The sequence below is a fragment of the Paraburkholderia acidisoli genome (assembly GCF_009789675.1).
Taxonomy (GTDB): Bacteria; Pseudomonadota; Gammaproteobacteria; order Burkholderiales; family Burkholderiaceae; genus Paraburkholderia; species Paraburkholderia acidisoli.
The window spans coordinates 937,217-955,780 of record NZ_CP046914.1; the positions used below are offsets into that span (position 1 = coordinate 937,217).

Sequence of the window (18,564 nt, forward strand, 5' to 3'; positions counted from 1 at the left end):
ATGTCACACCTGCGGCAGCGGCGCACGCGAATCGACGAACCCTTTCTCGCGCAGCGCCAGCCACAATTCGCGCGGCAGGCGTGTTTCGAACGACGCCACGTTCTCGCGCACTTCGTCCGCGCTGCGCGCGCCGTTGAGCACCGTCGCGACCGCCGGATGCGCATACGGAAACTGCAATGCGGCCGCTGCGAGCGGCGCATCGTAAGCGCGGCACACGGTGTCGAGTTGCGCGACGCGCTCGACCACCTCGCGCGGCGCCGCGCCGTAATTGAACTTGAGATCGCCGAGCAAGCCGCGCGCGAGAATGCCCGAATTGAACGCGCCGCCCAGCAGAATGCTCACGCCCTTGCGCTCGCATTCGGGCAGCAGGTCGTCGAGCGGCGCCTGCTCCAGCAGCGTGTAACGGCCCGCGAGCAGCGCGCAATCGATATCGAACTCGCGCATGGCGTCGAGGATCACTTCGCGCTCGTTCACGCCAAAGCCGATCGCCTTGATCGCGCCCGCGGCCCGCAATTCGTCGAGCGCGCGAAAGCCACCTTCGTCGGCGAGTTGCCGCCAGTAGTGCGCGTTGCGATCGCCATGCGTGAAGCGGCCGATATCGTGCACCAGCACCATGTCGATCTCGACCATGCCGAGCCGCATCTGGCTGTCCTCGAACGAGCGCAGAATGCCGTCGCGCGTGTAGTCGTAGATCGCTTCGAACGGCAGCGGATCTTGCCAGCCTTCGCTGCCGTCGTACGCGTGCGTGCGCGGCACGAAACGCCGCCCGACCTTGGTCGAGAGTACGAATTCATCACGCGGATAACGCCGCAACGCCGCGCCCAACCGGTGCTCCGCCTTCGTGTGGCCGTAATGCGGCGCGGTATCGAAGTAGCGGATACCGGCTTGCCACGCGGCCTCCACCGTGGCTTGCGCCTCGTCCTCCGTGAGATCGCGGTAGAGGCCGCCTAGCGGCGCGGTGCCGAGGCCCAGCGCCGTGACGGCCAGCGCCGTGCGGCCGATACGGCGCTTTTGCGTCACGCCGGAATGCTGCTCGTTTTGCGCCATCGCGTACGCTCTCCGTTTTCAGTGCGACGCCACGTCGACGATCGGCACGCTCACGCGCGCGCTCGCGGGCAGGCAGGCGGGACCGACCGGCTCGAAGGTCTTGTACGTGAGAATGAATTCCTGATGCCCTAATCCTTCGGACTTCGAAGGTTCTCCGTTCGCCACGGCCAGCGTGCGCTCGAACACTTCGCGGCCCACCTCGTCGAGCGTCGCGCGGCCTTCGAGAATGCGGCCCGCGTCCACGTCCATGTCGCCGGACAGGTTGCGATACGTGACCGGATTCGCGCACACCTTGATGACGGGCGCAAGCGCGGAACCCACCACGGAACCGCGCCCCGTCGTGAACAGAATGATGTGCGAGCCGCACGCGATGAGTTCGGCAATTTCGGCGTTGTCGCTGATATTCGGGAATCCGAAGCGTGGCTCGCCGTCGGGCACCACGTCGAGCAAATACAGGCCGCCCGTGGGCGGCACGTCGCCCGGCTTGACGATGCCGACGATCGGCGAGGCGCCGCTTTTCGCGTAGGCGCCCAGCGACTTCTCTTCCTGCGTGGTGAGGCCGCCGTCGGCATTGCCCACCGCGAACGAACCGTGCCCGAGGATCGAGTAATAGCGCGCCGCCTTCGCCACGCATTTGACGATCTCCGCGCCCAGTTCCGGTCGCGCGGCGCGGCTTTCCATGTGGAATTCGCAACCCACGAGTTCGCCGGTTTCCTCGAAGATGCACGCCGCGCCCGCTTCGATCAGCTTGTCGAACGCGCGGCCCACGGCCGGATTCGCCGTGATGCCGCTCGTGCCGTCCGAGCCGCCGCAAATGGTGCCGACCACGAGTTCGTCGAGCCGCATCGGCACTTTCCGTTGCAGCGCCAGTTGCGCGCGCGCGTCTCGCACCCAATCCACGCCGTACTGAATCGTGCTGCGCGTTCCGCCCTTTTCCTGAATCGTCAGGACTTCTACCGGCCTGCCGCTCGCGCGCACCTGATCGACGAGATAATGCTTGTTCATGCTCTCGCAGCCGAGCGAGACGAACAGCACCGCGCCCACGTTCGGGTGCGTGGTGAGTTGCGTCATCATCTTCTCGGCATAGCTATTCGGAAAGCAGCCGGGAAAGCCGATCAGATGCACGGGCGCTTCAGCGGGCGCGCCGCCATCGTCGAAGGCATCGAGCGGCACGCGAAAATGCGCGACGATCTCGCGCGCCACGTGATGCGCGCATTCCACGAGATACGCAACCGCGACCACGTTGCGAATGCCCTTGCGGCCGTCGCTGCGCAACCAGCCTTCGAGCATGGGCGCGCCGGCAGGCGAGGAAGTGACGTTGCTTGAAGTCATGACATGAGTCCTGCTAGTGCGAGACGAATTCGTGGCCCGCGTCGTGCGTATAGGTCGGCAGGTAATCGCTTTCGAGGTTGTGCGTGTGCAGATGCTCGCCGCGCGCCACCGCCGTGGTCACATGGCCGATGCGCGCGCCGTAGCGCACGACCTTCTCGTCCTGCGCGAGCGCGCGGCGCGCGACCTTGTGCCCGAGTTCGATCGTCTTCGCGAGCGTCACGCGCTCGCCTTCGATCTCCAGCGTCTCGCCCTGCGCGAGCCGCGCGGCCGCGATCAGGCAATTGTCGTCGGGGGAAAGCAGGATGAGGCGCGGGTCGGTTTGCGCGGTGCTTGCGTTCACGTTCGTTCTCCGCTGCATGCGTTAATTCTGCGCGTCGCCACCCGCGAGCCGCGCCACCATCAGCGAGCCGAGGATGATCGCGCCGTAGATCGCCTGAATCCAGAACGACGGCACCTGTGCGAGCGTCAGCAGGTTCTGCACCACGCCGAGCAGCAGCACGCCCGAAAGCGCGCCGAACATCGTGCCGTTGCCGCCGTCGAGCGAAATGCCGCCGATCACGGCCGCCGCGAACACGGTGAAGATCATGCCGTTGCCCTGGTTCGCGTTGATCGCGCCCACGTAACCCGTGACGATCAGGCCGCCGAGCGCCGCGAGCACGCTGCCGAGCACGAACACGCCCCACGTGATGCGCTCCACGCGAATGCCGGCCGCGCGCGCCGCGTCGGGATTGCCGCCAATCGCGTAGAGCGCGCGCCCCACGCGGTGGTAGCGCAGCATGAACGCGGCAATCGCGAATGCCGCCGCCGCGAGCCACACCGAAAGCGGCAAACCGAGCACGATGGTGGTGGCGAGCGTGAAGAACGACGGCGGCATGTCGAACAGCGTGCCGCCTTTGGTCGCGCCCACGAGCATGCCGCGCAGCACGATCAGCATGGCGAGCGTGACGATGAACGCGTTGAGCCGCAGCCGCACCACGAGAAAGCCGTTGACGAAGCCGATCACCGCGCCCACCACGACAATCGCAATCAGCCCGGCCAACGCGGGCCATTGCACGCCGAATCCCGCCGACGCCGCGGGCATCACGAGCATCGCGCCCACGGCGGGCGCGATGCCCACCGTGGATTCGAGCGAGAGATCGAACTTGCCCGTGAGCACGATCAGCGATTCGGCGAGCACGACCAGCGCGAGCGCCGCCGAAGCGCCGAGCACGCTGATGAGATTCGCGCGCGTGAGGAAACTCGGGCTCACGAAGCCGCCAATCACGATCAGCAGCACGAGCGCGGGCAGCAGCGCGAAGTCCCGCAAGCGCGCCAGTTCGATGCGCGGGCGGGCGTTGCGAGCGGCCGGCGAATCGCCCTGCGCCGCGGCGAACGCGGGCGTGGAAACACTATTCTTCATGAAGATCGACTCCTTCGATCGATGCAATCAACTCGTGGTCCTTCCAGCCCGCGGGCATCTCCGCGACCACTTCGCCGCGAAACATCACGAGCACGCGGTCGCAGGTGCGCAGGTCGTCGAGTTCGCTCGACACCACGAGCACGGCCTTGCCTTCGTCGCGCACGCGATCCACCACGGAAAGCAGCGCTTCCTTCGATTTCACGTCCACGCCCGCCGTGGGGTCGATGAGCACGAGCACGTCGGGATGGCTGGCCAGGGCGCGCGCCATCACCACTTTCTGCTGATTGCCGCCCGACAAACCGGCAACCGCGTGGTCCGGACCTTGCGCGACAATGCCGAGCGCTTCGATCATGCTGCGGCCCACGCGCTGCTTTTTCGCGGGCGGCGCGAAACCGAAGCGGCCGAGCCGGCCCGCGATCGTCATCGAAGCGTTTTCGGCAATCGACTGCGTGAGCACGAGACCTTCGTGATGGCGGTCCTTCGGCACGCAGCCCACGCCTTGCGCGAGCGCGGCAGGCACGTCGCCGGGCGGCAGCAACGCCCCTTTCACGCGTATCTCGCCGGCCTGCTGCGCCGTGAGTCCGGCGATGGCTTCGCCCACGCTCGTGCGGCCGCTGCTGGTCGCGCCCGTGAGGCCGACCACTTCGCCGCGCCGCACGGCGAACGACACGCCGCGATAGTCGTGGCCCGCCAGCGCGTTCACTTCGAGCGCGAGCGGCGCACCGGCGGGCAAGGCGGCGCGCGCGGCGGCGTCGGCGACATTGAGGCCGCCGCGCTCGCCCGTCATCGCTTCGATCAACCGTTCACGCGGCAACTCGGCCACCGGCGCGCTGACGATATGACGCGCATCGCGCAGCACCGTCACGGCCTGGCAAATCTCGTACACCTCCTGCAGGTGGTGCGAGATGAACAGGAACGTCACGCCTTCGCGCTGCAATTCGTCGATACGTTTGAAGAGCCGCTTGATCTCCTCGCCGTCGAGTTGCGCGGTGGGTTCGTCGAGGATGATGAAACGCGCGCCATACGAGAGCGCCCGCGCGATCTCCACGAGCTGACGCGCTTCCACCGTGAGATCGCCCGCGCGCGCCGCCTCGCGCACGTCGATACGCCAATGGTCGAGCAACGCGCGCGCCTCGCGGCGCATGGTCGGCCAGTCGATCACGCCGCGCTTCTTCGGCTGACGATTGATGAACAGATTCTCCGCAACCGTGAGATCGCGAATGATCGTCGAATGCTGATACACGCACGCAACGCGTTCGCGCCACGCGTCGCGGTCGGCAATAGGCGGCGCGGCCGCGCCGTTGAACTGCACGCTGCCCTCGTCGGGTTTGCGCAGGCCGGTGAGGATCGACACGAGCGTGGACTTGCCCGCGCCGTTGCGGCCCACGAGCGCGTGCGACTCGCCCGCCATCACGCGCAGGCTCACATTCGCGAGCGCCGCCGTGGAGCCGAAGCGCTTCGTCACGCCGCTCGCCTCGACCACGGGCGGCGCGCTCGCGAGCGCGCTCACGGGATCGATCGTCGGAACGCTCATTTGACCGCTCATTTGACCGTGTTACCCCACAGGTTCTTGTCGTCGACGTTCTGCTTCGTCACGAGCGGCGCGGGCAACTGGTCTTCGAGCACGCCCGGCTGCAACTGCACGATCGTGCTGTCGTGATCGGTCTTGCCCGGCTTGAACGTCTTGCCTTCGAGCGCGGCCTTCATGTAGTACAAGCCGTATTTCGCGTACGCGTCGGCGGGTTGCGAAATGGTCGCGTCGATCTCGCCCTTGCGGATCGCGTCGAACTCCTGAGGAATGCCGTCGTTCGAGACGATCACGATGTGCTTCGGATCGCCGGCGGGAAACAGCAATTGCTTGCGGCGCAGCGTTTGCAAGGTCGGCGAGAGATACACGCCGCCCGCCTGCATGTAGATCGCTTTCACGTCGGGGTTCGCCGTGAGCAGGCTGTCGAGCGCGCTCGCCGCCACGTCGCCCTTCCAGCCCGCCGGAATTTCGAGCAGCGAAAGCGCCGGATAGCCCTTCAGGCAAGCGCGAAACGCTTCCGAGCGGTCGCGGCCGTTCACCGAGGCCAGATCGCCCATGATCTGCACGACCTTGCCCGACTTCACGTGCTCGCCAATGTACTTGCAGGCTTTTTCGCCGTAAGCGCGGTTGTCGGCGCGCACGACCATCGCCACGGTGCCTTGCGTGGGCGCGACGTCCACGGCCACGATCTTGACGTTCTTCTGCGCGGCGTTGTCGAGCGCGCGGCTGATCGCGGCCGAATCGATCGGCCCGACCACGATGCCCTTCGCGCCCAGATTGATCATGTTGTTCATGTCCGTGATCTGCTGGGCGGGGTCGTTGTTCGAATTGACGGGCGCGAGTATGTCGATGCCCATCTGCTTCGCGTAGACGCCGAGGTAGTTGTTGTACGACTGCCAGAACGGCGAGGTGAGCAGCGGCAGACCGAGGCCGACCTTGCCGGTGTCCGCGGCGTGGGCCACGCTCGCGGCGCAGATGGCGGTGAGGCAAAGCGCCCCGGTTGCGCGGGTGGCCGCGCGCGCGAGTTTGCGCGCCGTGCGGGCGCCAGTGGATGAGCGGGCCCGAACGAGCCCGTTTGCGAACGCCATGTCTGTCTCCTTGTGGGTCGCACGCGCCCGATTCGTACCGGGCGCATGCGTCGGATGCTGTCGTTGTCGTGCCGCTTTTCTACCGTGTCTCGCTGGCGCATGTTCACCAGTGAACGTATTATTCATATACGCATCGATCAAGGTCAAGGAATGTGCAGCGCAGCATCGGTCCGTAATTTCCCTGGGAACGCTCGAATGAAAAACCACGCGAAACCGCCGCTTCCCGAAAGCGCGATCGAAGACGAGAAGGACGATAGAGACGAGCGCGACGACGGCGACCGCTACCGCGCGCCCGCGCTGGACAAAGGACTCGACATCCTCGAATTGCTCGCCGAGCAGCGCGGCGGCCTCACGCGCGCGGAAATCACCAAGGCGCTCGGCCGCAATGCGAGCGAGATCTACCGCATGCTGGAGCGGCTCGTGGCGCGCCAGTACGTGATGCGCTCCGAAGCCGGCGACCGCTACGCGCTCAGCCTCAAGCTATTCGCGCTCGCGCATCGACATCCGCCCATGGAGCGCCTGATCGCCGAGGCGCTGCCGCTCATGCAGCGCTTCGCCAACGACGCCGAGCAGTCCTGCCACCTCACCGTCTACGACCGCGGCAATCTGCTCGTGATCGCCCAGGTCGACGGGCCGGGCACGTGGGGCATCGCGGTGCGGCTCGGCTCGCGCGTGGGTCTCGTCGACACGAGTTCGGGCCGCACGCTGCTCGCGTGGCAAACGCCGGAGCAGCGGGCGCACATGCTCGCGGAACACACCAAGGTGAAAGGCGAAGTGACGATCGATCACGCGGCGCTCGAAGCCGCGTGCGAGCGCGTGCGCGAGACGGGTTTCTCGCGCACGGACAGCCAGCAGATTTTTGGCGTGACGGACGTGACGTTTCCCGTGCTCGGGCCGTCCGGGCAGGCAATGGCGGCGCTCACGTGCCCGTTTCTGAAGCGGATCGACGAATACGTGGCGCCCTCGCTCGATGAAGCCACGCGCATGCTCGGCGAGATCGTGCAGGCGCTTTCGATGTTGCGGGACGAAGGCGCGGCGTGAGGCTCGGCGCGCGCCTGCCTTGGCGACGAGGGCTACGTGCTTAACGCGCGATCACCGGCGTGCGATCGCCACGCGTGCCGTGCGCTTCGCGCTCGACGATCGCCATGTAAAGCCGTTCGAGATCGCGTGTGAATGCGGGCGTGTCGAAGAGCGGCGCGGTGCCGCGCGCCGCCGCGAGCTTGTCGCGCACGCGCGCGCGCCACGGCGCGTCGAACGCGAACCCGAGCGCGATCTGGAAATACGCGTCGAGATCACGGGCGACGAGTTCGTCGAGCCCCACGGCATGCAGCAGACTCGCGCCCACCCGGCCCGCGAACAGCGTGCCGGGCACGCTCACCATCGGCACGCCGGCCCAGAGCGCGTCGCTGCCCGTGGTGTGCGAACCGGTCGGCAAGGTATCGAGCGCGAGATCGGCGAGCGGCAAACGCGCGAGATGCGATTCTTGCGGCAGTTTGGGCGCGAAGATCACGCGTGCGGCATCCACGCCCTGATCGGCGTAGAACTGCCGCAGATTGCCGCGCGCACGCCCGGAACCGGGATCGAGCAGCCACAGCACGCTGCCCGGCGTGGCCTTGAGCAGCCGCGCCCACAACGCCGACATCGGCGCGTTGAACTTGAAGGTTTGATTGAAGCTGCAAAACACGAAACCCGTTTCGGGCAGGCCCGCCTGCGCGCGCGTGGGCACGGCCGCGCCATGACGCCGATGATCGACCGGCTGATAGCACTGCGGCATGAGCGCGAGCGTTTCGCTGTAGTGCGCGGCCATGGCGGGCGGTGAAACGATGGCGTCGGAGATGACGTAATCGGCGAGACGCGCATGGCCGAGCGAGCCCGGATAGCCGAGCCAGCTCACGACCACGGGCGCGGGCCGCAGCGCCGTGATGCCGAGGCGCGCGCCCGTGGTGTAGCCCTTGAGATCGACGAGCAGATGCACGCCGTCGTGGGCGATTTGCGCGGCCGCCTGCGCGTCGGAAAGCGCGCTCAGGTCGTGCCACGTGCCGCGCACGTGCGCGAAGCGTTCGCGCGCGGTGGCATCGGGATCGGGGCCATAGGAATAGAGATGCACGTCGAAGCGCGCGGCGTCATGCAATTCGAGCACGCCCGCCAGCAGCCGCAGCGTGGCGTGATCGTAAAAGTCCGCCGATAGATAACCGACGCGCAAGCGCTCGCCCGCCGCGCAACGCGCGAGCGCGGCCGCCAGCCCCGCACCGCGCGCCACCATGAACGGCGCCGCCAGTTCGCCGCGCCAACGGCTTTGCGCGAAGCGCGCGCCCGCGTCGCGATGCAGTTCCGGCGTGAGCGAGGGAATGCCCAGCAGACACCACGGCGTGAGGTTGTCCGCCGTGCCTTGCGCGACCATCGAGAGCGCCGCCGTGTCGATTTCGTCGAGCTGCCGCCAATGCGCCTCGCGCCGCCGCACGTACTGCGCGGCTTCCCAGCGGCCGCCGCGGCAGTACGCTTCGTCGGCTTCCTCGATGCGGTCCATGCGCTCCAGCAAGCCGCCATAGCACTGCCAGAGATGCGGCGAATTACCGTCGAGCTTCAGCGCTTCACGCAGATTTTCCCCGGCCGCTTCGAGCTGGCCCGCGTCCTGTTGCAGCATCGCGAGATTGCTGTAGGCAACCGCATAGCGCGGGTCGGTGGCAATAGCCTCGCGATAGCACGCCTCGGCTTGCGGTATCGAATGGCGCTTCTTGAGCAGATTGCCGAGGTTGTTGAACACGCGCGCCTCGCGCACGCCATGGCCGATGGCCGCGCGATACGCCTCGATCGCTTCGCCGTCGCGGCCCTGCCAGAGCAGCGTCCAGGCCAGATCGCGCCGGTACGTCCCGCTCTCGCGCTGGGCGAGCGCCGCGCGAATGGACTTTTCGGCTTCGGCGAATTGCGACTGGCGCGCGAGGGTCACGCCCAGCAGATGCAGCGCGTCGGCGTGCTGCGGATCTTCCGCGAGGATCTCGCGAAAGAGCGCCTGCGCGTGCGGGTATTTTTCGTCGTTGAGATGGCCGATACCGCGCTGTAGCAGCGTGGTGGCGTGCGAGCGCGCGGCGGCGGAAGCAGAGGAAGGGCGGGATGAGTTCATCCCGCGATGTTAGTCAGCGAGCCGGCGCGCGAAAATCGGACGGGTCTTACATCGATGCGATGAAAACGACGGCAACGAAGCTCGGTCGACCCGGCACCGATGACGGGGACGGAAGCGCCGGGCGCAAAACCGGTTAGAATGGCGACCCTCCAAAAAATCCCGCGCACCGTCTCGGCCTCGAGCGCGGCGCGCGCGCATTCGAATCTCATGGCGAAACTTCTGACCGATCAAGAATTCCAGCGTTTTTCCGAGCTTCAGCAGAAGCAGGCGAGCTTCACGATCTCGCCCGACGAAGCCGACGAGCTGCGCGATATCGTCGCGCGCGCGCAGAAAAAACGCGACGACCGTGCCGACGCGATGAAGACCGTCGAAACCGCGATCGCCGAGTTCGACATCGCGCCCGAAGAGCTGTACACGCAGGAGCAGATCGCCGAAGCCGCGCGCAATTTCGGCCTGATTCCCGCCACGCGCAAGGAGCGCGTGCTGCCGCCCTCGCTCACGTTCAACGGCAAGACGCACCAGTGGACCACGCGCGCGCTGCCCGACGAAGTTCGCGCGCCGCTGTTCGAGGCGTTCCAGGGCGGCCAGTCGGTGAAGGCGTTCATCGCCACGCCCAAGGACACCGCGCGTTGCGCCGCGACCATCGCGCGACTCGAAAAGGAAACGGGCGCGCAGTACGCGCAAGCATGGCTCGAGGAACTGTCGCTCACGCGCGGCCAGATCGACGAGGCGCTCGGCAAGCTGGCTGCCTGATGTATCGAAGGCACGCCATGCACTGAAGTCTTCGTGCGAAAAAAAGCGCGCGGTTCGACAAGAACCGCGCGCTTTTATATCGACGATAAAAACCGTTCGCCGCGCGTCACTCCAGCGCCATGCGAAAGCCCACCACGCCCGGATCGTCCGTTGGCGTGACCGTGAAGCCGCAGCGGCGCGCGAGCGCGATCATCGGCGCGTTCTCGCGCAGCGCCTCGCCCACCAGCCAGGGCGTGCCGCGCGAGCGCACGTAAGCGACGATGCGCGACATCAGCAACTGCCCCAACCCGCGCCCCTTGAGATTCGAGAGGATCGCCACGGCGAATTCGGCGGTTTCGTTGTCGGGGTCCGCGACCGCCCGCACGACGCCGAGCGTGCGCGGCTTGCCGTCGTCGTCGTCCACGGTCGCGACCAGCGCCATCTCGCGGTCGTAATCGATCTGCGTCATGCGCGCGAGTTGCGTGTGGTCGAAGCTGCGCACCGCCGAAAAGAAGCGCAGGCGCAGATCGTCGGGCGTCATCGACTCGACGAAACGGCGATGCTGTTCCTCGTCTTCAGGGCGGATCGGCCGGATCGTCAGGCGCTGGCCGTGCCAGTCGAGCGTTTCTTCGAGGCGGCGCGGATACGGCATGATCGCGAAACGGCTGCGCTTCTCCGCGAGTTGCAGACGCGGCGCCACGATCAGCGTGGCCGTGGGCAGCACGCGCAGCGTCAACCTCACGCCAACGATCTCGCGCACCTCGCACACGGCCTGCGAGAGCTGCGTGAGCGCCGTGAGCGTGGGCTCGGGCGCCACGTAACGCGCATACGGCGAGCGCGCCACGATATCGCGCGAGAGCACCGGATTGAGCGGCGGCAGGCTATACACGCGCAACGGCGGCGACATGCCGTCGGGCGAAGGCGCGACAAAGTGGAACACCGGGCCGAAGTTGTCGTCGTCGCGAAACTCCACGGCCACGTCCACCACGGGCTTCACGCCGGGGCCCGCATCGCCATGAATCTCGGGCTCGCAATGCAGCCCGAAGCGGCCGAGCAGCCGCGCCGCCGCCTCGCCTTCCAGCGCCGCCTGGCCGCGTGCCAGCGCCGCGCGCGCCTCGCCCTGCGCCGCCTCGATCAGGGCGGCGCCTTGCGCGGGCAGGGTCTCGGGCGTCTGCATCAGCAATTCGCGGCCGAGCCGGTAGTCGACGAGACGCGCGAACGCGCGCGCGAGGCGCCGTGGCGTGGTGTGCACGGGAATGCCGTGCGCGTGCAGCGCGTCGCGCGTGGCCTCGTCCACGCCGCCGAAGAAGCACGCGAGCATGCCGCGATACGCAAAGCGCTGCTGCTCGATGAGCGTGCGCGCCACCGCTTCCACGGGCGCGCTGTGCGTGGGCGCGTGCACGACGAACGCGGTGCCCGTCGAGCGCTGCGGCGCGAGCGTTTGCAGCGCGAGGCCGAAATGCTCGGGCTTCGCGGTGTCGCCGAGCACGAGCGGATTGCCGGCCTGCGCGTGCGGCAGCGCGGTTTCGATGGCCGCGCGCGCTTCGGCGCTCCAGGGCGCGAGCGTGTCGCCGGCTTTCAGGAAGGCGTCGCGCGCGAGCGTGGCCACGCCGCGGTCGCTGGTGATGAGCGTGGCCGTGTCGCTCGCGGCCACGCGACCCACGCCGAGCGTTTCGATTTCGTCGAGCAGGTCGTCGAGCGTGTCCACGCGCACGAGGCCCGCGCGCCGGAACGCGGCCGTGTAGAGCGCGTCGCCGGCGTCGTCGCGGCCGCTGCGCAACGCCAGCACGGGCTTGTTACGCGCCGCCGCGCGCGCCGCCGACATGAACTTGCGCGCCGCGCGGATCGTGTCGACTTCGAGCAGGATCGCGCGCGTGGACGGGTCGCTCGCGAGATAGTCGAGCACGTCGCCGGCATCCACGTCGCACTCGCCGCCCAGCGCGATCACGTGCGAAAAACCCAGCCCGCGCGCGCCGGCCCAGCGCAGCACGGCGTTGGTGAGCGCGTTCGACTGCGAGACCCACGCCACGCCGCCCTTGCGCGCGATCGATGCGGCGGCGCCCAGTTGCGCGTTGAGCGCGGGCGTGAGCGCGCCCAGGCTGCCCGGTCCCACGATACGCAGCAGATGCGGGCGCGCCGCCGCGAGCGCGTGACGCAGGTGTGTGCGGTCGTCTTCGTCGCGCACTTCGCCCACGACGATGGCCGCGCGCGTGCCCATGCCGCCCAGCCGGTGCACGAGCGCGGGCCACGTGGCCGGGCGCGTGCAGAGGATGGCGACGGTGGGCGCTTCGGGCAGATCGCCCGCGTCGGCGAGCACCGTGTGCCCGTCGAAGTTGTCCGATTCGCCCGCGTGATGCGGATTCACCGCCCACAGCGGCCCCGCGAAACCGCCTTCGACCAGCCGTTCCCACACCATGCCGCCGATACTGCCCGGACGCCGCGACGCGCCGATCACGGCGACGGATTTCGGCTGGAATATCGCGTCGAGATTGCGTACGGTCACAGGCGCTCCTCGTGGTGTTGGCCATCACGAAGGAGGATAGGTGAATCGGCCTGGCGGTGCGCGCATTTCGCCCGCGGCGCCGGCGCGACAGCACGGCGGCATGGCGTCGCACGCGTTATCGGCGTCAAAACAAAAACGGCCGCGTTCGTGCCGGAACGCAGCCGTTTTCTGGCTTGCGGCAAGCGCAAGCAACATGCGCGAAACGCGCTTACATCGCCTTCTTGAACGGCGCGCCGGAATGCTCGCGCAATTCGTTGAACACGATCTTCGGCCAGGCCTTTTGCGCGACCTCGATCTCGGACACATGCGAAGCGAGATAGGTGGGCGCGTTCGACGCGTCGTAGGCCATGCGCGCCTCGTACGAGTCGGTGAAGCGGCGCAGTTCGGCGGGATCGTCGCAGGTCACCCAGCGCGAGAGGCGATAACGCGCGGGCATCAGGCGCACGGCCACCTTGTATTCCGCCGAAAGACGATGCGACACCACCTCGAACTGCAGCTGGCCGACCGCGCCCAGAATGGTCGCGCCGCCGTGAATGGGGCGGAACACCTGGATCGCGCCTTCTTCGCCGAGCTGCTTGAGCGCTTCGCCCAGTTGCTTCGCGCGCATCGGGTCGACCACTTCGATGGTCTGGAAAATTTCCGGCGCGAAGAACGGCAGCCCCGTGAATTGCAGGTCTTCGCCTTCGGTGAGCGTGTCGCCGAGGCTCAGCGTGCCATGGTTAGGAATACCGATGATGTCGCCAGGATACGCCTCCGCCACGGTCTCGCGACGCTGCGAGAGGAAGCTCACCACGTTGTTGGCGCGGAAGGTCTTGTTGTTGCGCGTGACCTTCAGCTGCATGCCGCGCTCGAAATGCCCCGAGCACACGCGAATGAACGCCACGCGGTCGCGGTGCGCGAGGTCCATGTTGGCCTGCACCTTGAACACGACGCCTGTGAATTTGGCTTCGTCGGGCGAGACCGCGCGCTGCACGGCCGCGCGCGGCGACGGCGGCGGCGCGAGGTCGACGAGCGCGTCGAGAATTTCCTTCACGCCGAAGTTGTTGATCGCCGAACCGAACAGCACCGGCGACTGCTGGCCCGCGAGGAACGCGTCGCGATCGAAGGTGGGCGTCGCGCCCGTGATCAGCTCGACTTCTTCCTTCGTGCGCTTCCAGTGATAGCCGAAGCGCGCTTCGCCGTCGGCATCGCCGATGTTCTGCAGCGTTTCGACCGCCCCGCCGAGCGATTCCTGACCCGCGCGGAACACGCGCACCTGGTCGCGCTGGATGTCGTACACGCCCTGGAATTCCTTGCCCATGCCGATAGGCCAGGTGAACGGCACCGCCGCCACGCCCAGATGCTGCTCGATTTCGTCGAGCAGTTCGAGCGGCTCGCGCACTTCGCGGTCGAGCTTGTTGATGAACGTGAGAATGGGCGTCTTGCGGCTGCGACAGACTTCGAGCAGCTTGAGCGTTTGCGCTTCCACGCCGTTCGCGCCGTCGATCACCATCACGGCCGCGTCCACGGCCGTCAGCACGCGGTACGTGTCTTCCGAGAAGTCTTCGTGGCCCGGCGTGTCGAGCAGGTTGATGACGGCGTCGCCGTACTCGAACTGCATGACCGAGCTGGCGACCGAAATGCCGCGCTGCTTTTCGATCTCCATCCAGTCGGAGGTCGCGAAGCGGCCGCTCTTCTTGCCCTTCACCGTACCGGCGATCTGGATCGCGCCCGAAAACAGCAGCAGCTTTTCGGTGAGCGTGGTTTTGCCCGCGTCCGGGTGAGAGATGACCGCGAACGTGCGGCGGCGTCTGAGTTCGGCTACTGACATGGATAAGGCGGGTATCACGGATGAATTCGGGCAACCGGGCCGCGCGGCGATGGTTGCGGCGAGCGCGGCGGCGCTTGCGGGCGGCGTCTTGCGGCGGTCTTGCGAGAGTTTTGCCGGGTTACGGGGCGCGATGACAGCAAGCCCCCAACGGCAAATAGCACGAGCGATCGGAACAATGCGGGGATGCTCGCGCAAAACGGCGCCGGGACCGAATGATACACGTCATTACGGCCGTCGGCTCAATGTTCGCTGCGGGCCGGGTCTGGCGAAGCGGCGTTTGCGCGCGCCGCTGAACGGTGAGGATTTACGGGAGCGGTCGGGAAATGGGGCTATACGGGGTTTATGCGGGGGCGATGCGCGCAACCACGCTCAGGCCCGCGCGGCTTGCTCACGCTGGCTTCGAGCGAAACCGCGTTGCGGAACAAGCACTTGCCGTGTTTCAAAGCGAGCAGGCTCGCCAGCGCCGATCGCGAATAGACAGCGAGAAAACGGCGCAGAAGCGGGCGGGCGCGGCTTAATGGTGAGCTTTTACGGGAATGGCGCCGGTTGAATACGGCGCCCGTGATTTATTCGGCGATAAGAAAGCGTTCGCGATTCTTGCCCGCGAGCCAGCCCGGCGCGCGACCCCGGCCGCTCCAGGTTTCGCCCGTTTTAGGATTGCGATAGCGCGCGGGCAATGCCTTCTTGCGCGCAGCGGCGGGCGCCGCACGCTCCGAAAAACCGAGTTCTTCCGCCGTGATTTCGTATTCCGCGATCTTTTCCTTGATCTCGGCGATCGCCTGGGCAACTTCTTTTTCGCGCGCCGCGGCCACTTCCTTATGCAGCTTTTCCAGTTGCGCGGTTAATTGCTTGTAGCTCGGCATGAAACGTCATCTCCAGTTTGTCGCGATCGCGTCATTGTGACCGGTTTGGAGTGTCAACGTCGCGCCTGGCGCGCTTTTTTACAAAACTGACGCGACGGTTTGTTTCAGGTCGCATTAGCGCGATATTTGCGCCAGATTAGCGGCCGCGCTGCTGCAACGCTTCGAGCTGAACGCGGCCTTCGAGCGCGCGCAACGCATCGTTCAAGCGCTTGACGCGCTGGATTTGCGACGGCACGAGATGCGCGGTCGACACCGAATCCAGCCTTCCGCGCCAATACGAAAGCGGAATGCGATCACTGCCCGAAAGCCGCGTGATCACGTGTTCGAGATGCTCGATGTCCTTTTCGAGTTGGTGATGATTCATCGCTGCCCCGGTAATGACAAATTTTATCGAGCGCACACTCCAGAAAAGCGCGCACTGCCTTTCGCCGCCTCGCCAGCCCGCCGTTTAAAGCGGATAATCGTGCGATATTGATGCCGCGCCTGTCCGTTGCACTATCTGGACACGGTACGCGAGCCCCGGCGTATTTAGACGTTTTCTTCCACACACGAGACCCAGAATAAAACCGGTGCGGCCGACCATCCGTTGGTTACCGCACGGAATGTCGATGGCCACAGGTCCAACCTGAAGCCTGAAATTGAATCCACACAACAATGCAGATTAACGGGGGCTATTGCGTCTGTATATTCCACAATTGTGGAAGGATATGCGGGGAGCATTAATCCAGCGAAGAGCCCGACCAAGACTCGAACTATGAGATTGGCGTGAAAACAAACGAATCAGAATACGATCGCCTGCTGCACGATATTTACGAAACCATTGATAATCCTTGCGCCTGGAAAGATGTCTGCACGCATTTGCGTGAGGCAATCGAAGCGGCGTCGGTGCATCTGTTCGGTTTCGACCGCCAGCGCGATCTTTTTTCATGGAGCGACGGTTTTGCGCTGGCGAGCGCCGAACCGCTCGAACGCATTCGCCCGCTGTATCGCGACGACGCGCGGCTGTCCTGGCTGCGCGCGTTTCCGGCGAGCAAGTGGCTCCATTGCGGCGTCGAACTCGACGGCGCCGATAACGGCGACACCGCCAGCGGCACAACCGGGTTCGCGCTCTATCCGGCCGCGGACGGGCATCGCTGCGTCGCGTTGTGCAAGCTCGTCGATCATCAGCGGCTCACAGTCATTCTCGCGTGCAGCGCCGACGCGGAAGGCGACCCGCTCGACGCCGAAGCCCGCGCGCTGCTCGAACGCCTGACGCCGCATCTGGCGCGCGCGGTGCGGCTCTACGCGCGCCGCTTCTCGCTGAACGCCGACGCGCTCGCCGCCCGCAAACGCGCGCCCGCCATGCTCGTGAGCGCGCAGGGCGAAGTCCTGCACAGCAACGAGCCCGCGCAGCAGTTGCTGCGCGTCACTTCGCTGGTGCGCGTGCGCAATCGCCGGCTCGCGCTGGCCGCGCCTCACCACGCGCGCCTGCTCGAAGACATCGCCGTGAACGAGGCGCGTCTGCGCAACCGCGCGAGCGGCGCGCGGGCGGCGGCGGCGCGGTTCCGGGCGCTGCGGATTGTTGGCGATGGAAGCGACGCGGCGGCCGCGAACGGCACGAATGCCACGAGCGGCACGGCGTATTCCGGCGCGAACGGGCAGGAAGTGCTCTATGCGTTCTACAACGTGGTGGTGACGCCCGACGACGCCTCGGCGGCCGAGCTGCGCGCTTACGCGGCGCTGACGTTCTATCACCCGAGGTCGGCGCCGCCCGTGGACGAACAGGTGCTCGCCGCGGCCTTCGATCTATCGCCCGCCGAATGCCGCATCGCGCTGCTGCTCGCAGAGGGTCTCGCGCTCAAGGAAATTGCCGCGCAGGTGGGCGTTCAGCACGACACCGTGCGCAAGCAACTGCAATCGATCTTTCAGAAGACGGCCACGCGCCGCCAGGCCGACCTGCTGCGTCTGCTGCTCAATCTGCCCTCGCCCAACGCGCGCGGCACGCCGGACGGAGGGACCGCCTAGGTGGGGCCGCCCAGGTGGGGCCGCCTAGGTGGGGCCGCCTAGGCGCGTTGGTTACTTCGCCGCCGCGCGGCAAGCGAACACGAGCGTGAAGTTGTTGCCTTCGGTGGTCTGCGCGACGTTGTCGTAGCCCGCGCCGCCGCAGCGCGAACGCGCCTGCTGCACGCACGAATCGCGGTCGCCGGAGGCCGGGCATTGCACCTGCACCGTGGGCCGGCCGTCGGAAAGGAACAGCGGCGGACCGCTGCTACAGGCGGCGAGCGCCGCGAGCAAGGCGCCGGCAACCGGCAGACGCCACGAGCGGCGCGACGTAAACAACGAACCGAAACGAGTCATTGGAGCACCCCGATGGGCTTTCTAGTTTTTCGACGTTGCGATTGTGCCATGCCGCGAGCCGCCTGCGCGGCGTGACACGATGCGTTTTGCGTCGTCGCTTCTGGGCCACATTCCGGGCGAATACCGCGGCGGTACTCACGGCGAAAGCGTCTTGTACGGGAGCGCGCCCCGCGGCGTCGAGGTCACGCGCACGAACACCTGTTCGACGTCGGGAATCGCCAGCAGCCGGCGTTCGAGCGCCGCGCCGTCGAACCCGGCGGGCACGCACCCTTCCGCATAGACGAAACGGCGCTGCACCGTGATCCAGACGCTCGCGCCCTTGAAGCGCGCGTCGCCCTGCAACTGCTGGCGAATGGCCGCGGCGATGTCGGCGTCGTAGAGATACGAGTTCGGCTTCGTGCATTGGTGCGCGAGCCAGCAGGTCGTGCCGCGCTCGACGCGGTAGTGCGCGTCGTCGTCGGCTTCGGCTTTCGTCATGAGCGGGCCGAGCGGCACGGGACACGCGGGCACGTCGCGCGCGAGCGCGAAGAACGGATCGCCGTACCAGTTCTTGCGGGCGTTCGCGTCGGCGCCGGTTTCGGCGCTCGCGGCCGGCGCGCCGGGCGTGGCTTGCTCGCCCTGCGCGCCGGCGCCGGTGGCGCCAGTGGCACCGGTCGCGGCCAGCAGCGTCGCGCAGACGACGACCCACGCGCGACGCCGCCCACGCGCAAACCCGTCATGTCGATAGCGCGAATTCGCAGCCCGCGAATCCGTGTTTGCGTCGATGTCGCGCATCGCCGTCTCCTTGCTTCGTTCGTCGCTCGA

At 66.9% G+C, this 18,564-nt stretch carries 16 protein-coding genes; 3 read left to right on the forward strand and 13 right to left on the reverse strand.

All coding sequences use genetic code 11. From position 1 onward, the window contains the following. Nucleotides 1–3: 3 nt before the first annotated feature. The 6 genes from FAZ98_RS18320 to FAZ98_RS18345 are packed head-to-tail and all read right to left on the reverse strand — an operon-like array spanning nt 4 to nt 6,394. A complete protein-coding gene (locus tag FAZ98_RS18320) occupies nt 4–1,047 on the reverse strand; it encodes an aldo/keto reductase (protein WP_158952715.1) in 1,044 nt (347 codons plus the stop codon). Between the two features lie 18 nt (nt 1,048–1,065). Then, nucleotides 1,066–2,379 (reverse strand): UxaA family hydrolase, encoded by a 1,314-nt coding sequence (locus FAZ98_RS18325; protein WP_158952716.1) that lies wholly within the window; start codon nt 2,377–2,379, stop codon nt 1,066–1,068. A gap of 13 nt (nt 2,380–2,392) precedes the next feature. Further along, nucleotides 2,393–2,719, reverse strand: a complete 327-nt coding sequence (locus tag FAZ98_RS18330) for a UxaA family hydrolase (protein ID WP_233272732.1) — start codon at nt 2,717–2,719, stop codon at nt 2,393–2,395. Nucleotides 2,720–2,740: 21 nt separating this feature from the next. Then, on the reverse strand, nt 2,741–3,778 hold the full coding sequence (locus FAZ98_RS18335) for an ABC transporter permease (RefSeq protein WP_158952718.1): 1,038 nt from the start codon (nt 3,776–3,778) through the stop codon (nt 2,741–2,743). Further along, on the reverse strand, nt 3,768–5,312 hold the full coding sequence (locus FAZ98_RS18340) for a sugar ABC transporter ATP-binding protein (protein ID WP_158952719.1): 1,545 nt from the start codon (nt 5,310–5,312) through the stop codon (nt 3,768–3,770). Before FAZ98_RS18340 ends, FAZ98_RS18335 begins: the two co-directional genes overlap by 11 nt. 8 nt (nt 5,313–5,320) lie before the next feature. Continuing rightward, nucleotides 5,321–6,394: a sugar ABC transporter substrate-binding protein gene (locus tag FAZ98_RS18345; RefSeq protein WP_233272733.1), complete on the reverse strand. Its 1,074-nt coding sequence runs from the start codon at nt 6,392–6,394 to the stop codon at nt 5,321–5,323. Nucleotides 6,395–6,589: 195 nt separating this feature from the next. Between FAZ98_RS18345 and FAZ98_RS18350 the strand changes: the two genes are divergently transcribed. Beyond that, nucleotides 6,590–7,435: an IclR family transcriptional regulator gene (locus FAZ98_RS18350; protein ID WP_158952720.1), complete on the forward strand. Its 846-nt coding sequence runs from the start codon at nt 6,590–6,592 to the stop codon at nt 7,433–7,435. Between the two features lie 40 nt (nt 7,436–7,475). Here FAZ98_RS18350 and FAZ98_RS18355 read toward each other — a convergent pair whose 3' ends face one another. Continuing rightward, entirely contained in the window at nt 7,476–9,515 is a 2,040-nt protein-coding gene (locus tag FAZ98_RS18355; protein ID WP_158952721.1) for an O-linked N-acetylglucosamine transferase, SPINDLY family protein, read from the reverse strand. A gap of 207 nt (nt 9,516–9,722) precedes the next feature. Here FAZ98_RS18355 and FAZ98_RS18360 point away from each other — a divergent pair, with 207 nt between their 5' ends. Further along, a complete protein-coding gene (locus FAZ98_RS18360; RefSeq protein WP_158952722.1) occupies nt 9,723–10,268 on the forward strand; it encodes a hypothetical protein in 546 nt (181 codons plus the stop codon). 106 nt (nt 10,269–10,374) lie between these two features. Here the strand turns inward: FAZ98_RS18360 and FAZ98_RS18365 are convergent, their stop codons facing one another. From FAZ98_RS18365 to FAZ98_RS18380, 4 genes are all read right to left on the reverse strand, one after another. Next, nucleotides 10,375–12,750, reverse strand: a complete 2,376-nt coding sequence (locus FAZ98_RS18365) for a bifunctional acetate--CoA ligase family protein/GNAT family N-acetyltransferase (RefSeq protein WP_158952723.1) — start codon at nt 12,748–12,750, stop codon at nt 10,375–10,377. A 208-nt stretch (nt 12,751–12,958) separates the two neighbouring features. After that, nucleotides 12,959–14,560 (reverse strand): peptide chain release factor 3, encoded by a 1,602-nt coding sequence (locus FAZ98_RS18370; RefSeq protein WP_158952724.1) that lies wholly within the window; start codon nt 14,558–14,560, stop codon nt 12,959–12,961. A gap of 566 nt (nt 14,561–15,126) precedes the next feature. Next, nucleotides 15,127–15,423, reverse strand: coding sequence for an H-NS histone family protein (locus FAZ98_RS18375; protein ID WP_158952725.1), 297 nt, complete (start codon nt 15,421–15,423; stop codon nt 15,127–15,129). A 136-nt stretch (nt 15,424–15,559) separates the two neighbouring features. Beyond that, the gene (locus FAZ98_RS18380; RefSeq protein WP_158952726.1) at nt 15,560–15,787 is read right to left on the reverse strand and encodes a hypothetical protein; all 228 of its coding nucleotides are present in this window, start codon (nt 15,785–15,787) and stop codon (nt 15,560–15,562) included. A 494-nt stretch (nt 15,788–16,281) separates the two neighbouring features. Here FAZ98_RS18380 and FAZ98_RS18385 point away from each other — a divergent pair, with 494 nt between their 5' ends. Further along, entirely contained in the window at nt 16,282–17,427 is a 1,146-nt protein-coding gene (locus FAZ98_RS18385; protein ID WP_158952727.1) for a helix-turn-helix transcriptional regulator, read from the forward strand. 51 nt (nt 17,428–17,478) lie between these two features. On the opposite strand, the gene FAZ98_RS18390 is transcribed toward FAZ98_RS18385, so the two are convergent. Continuing rightward, a complete protein-coding gene (locus FAZ98_RS18390) occupies nt 17,479–17,760 on the reverse strand; it encodes a hypothetical protein (protein WP_158952728.1) in 282 nt (93 codons plus the stop codon). 135 nt (nt 17,761–17,895) lie between these two features. Beyond that, nucleotides 17,896–18,534, reverse strand: a complete 639-nt coding sequence (locus FAZ98_RS18395; protein WP_325072410.1) for a BON domain-containing protein — start codon at nt 18,532–18,534, stop codon at nt 17,896–17,898. Nucleotides 18,535–18,564: the final 30 nt, after the last annotated feature.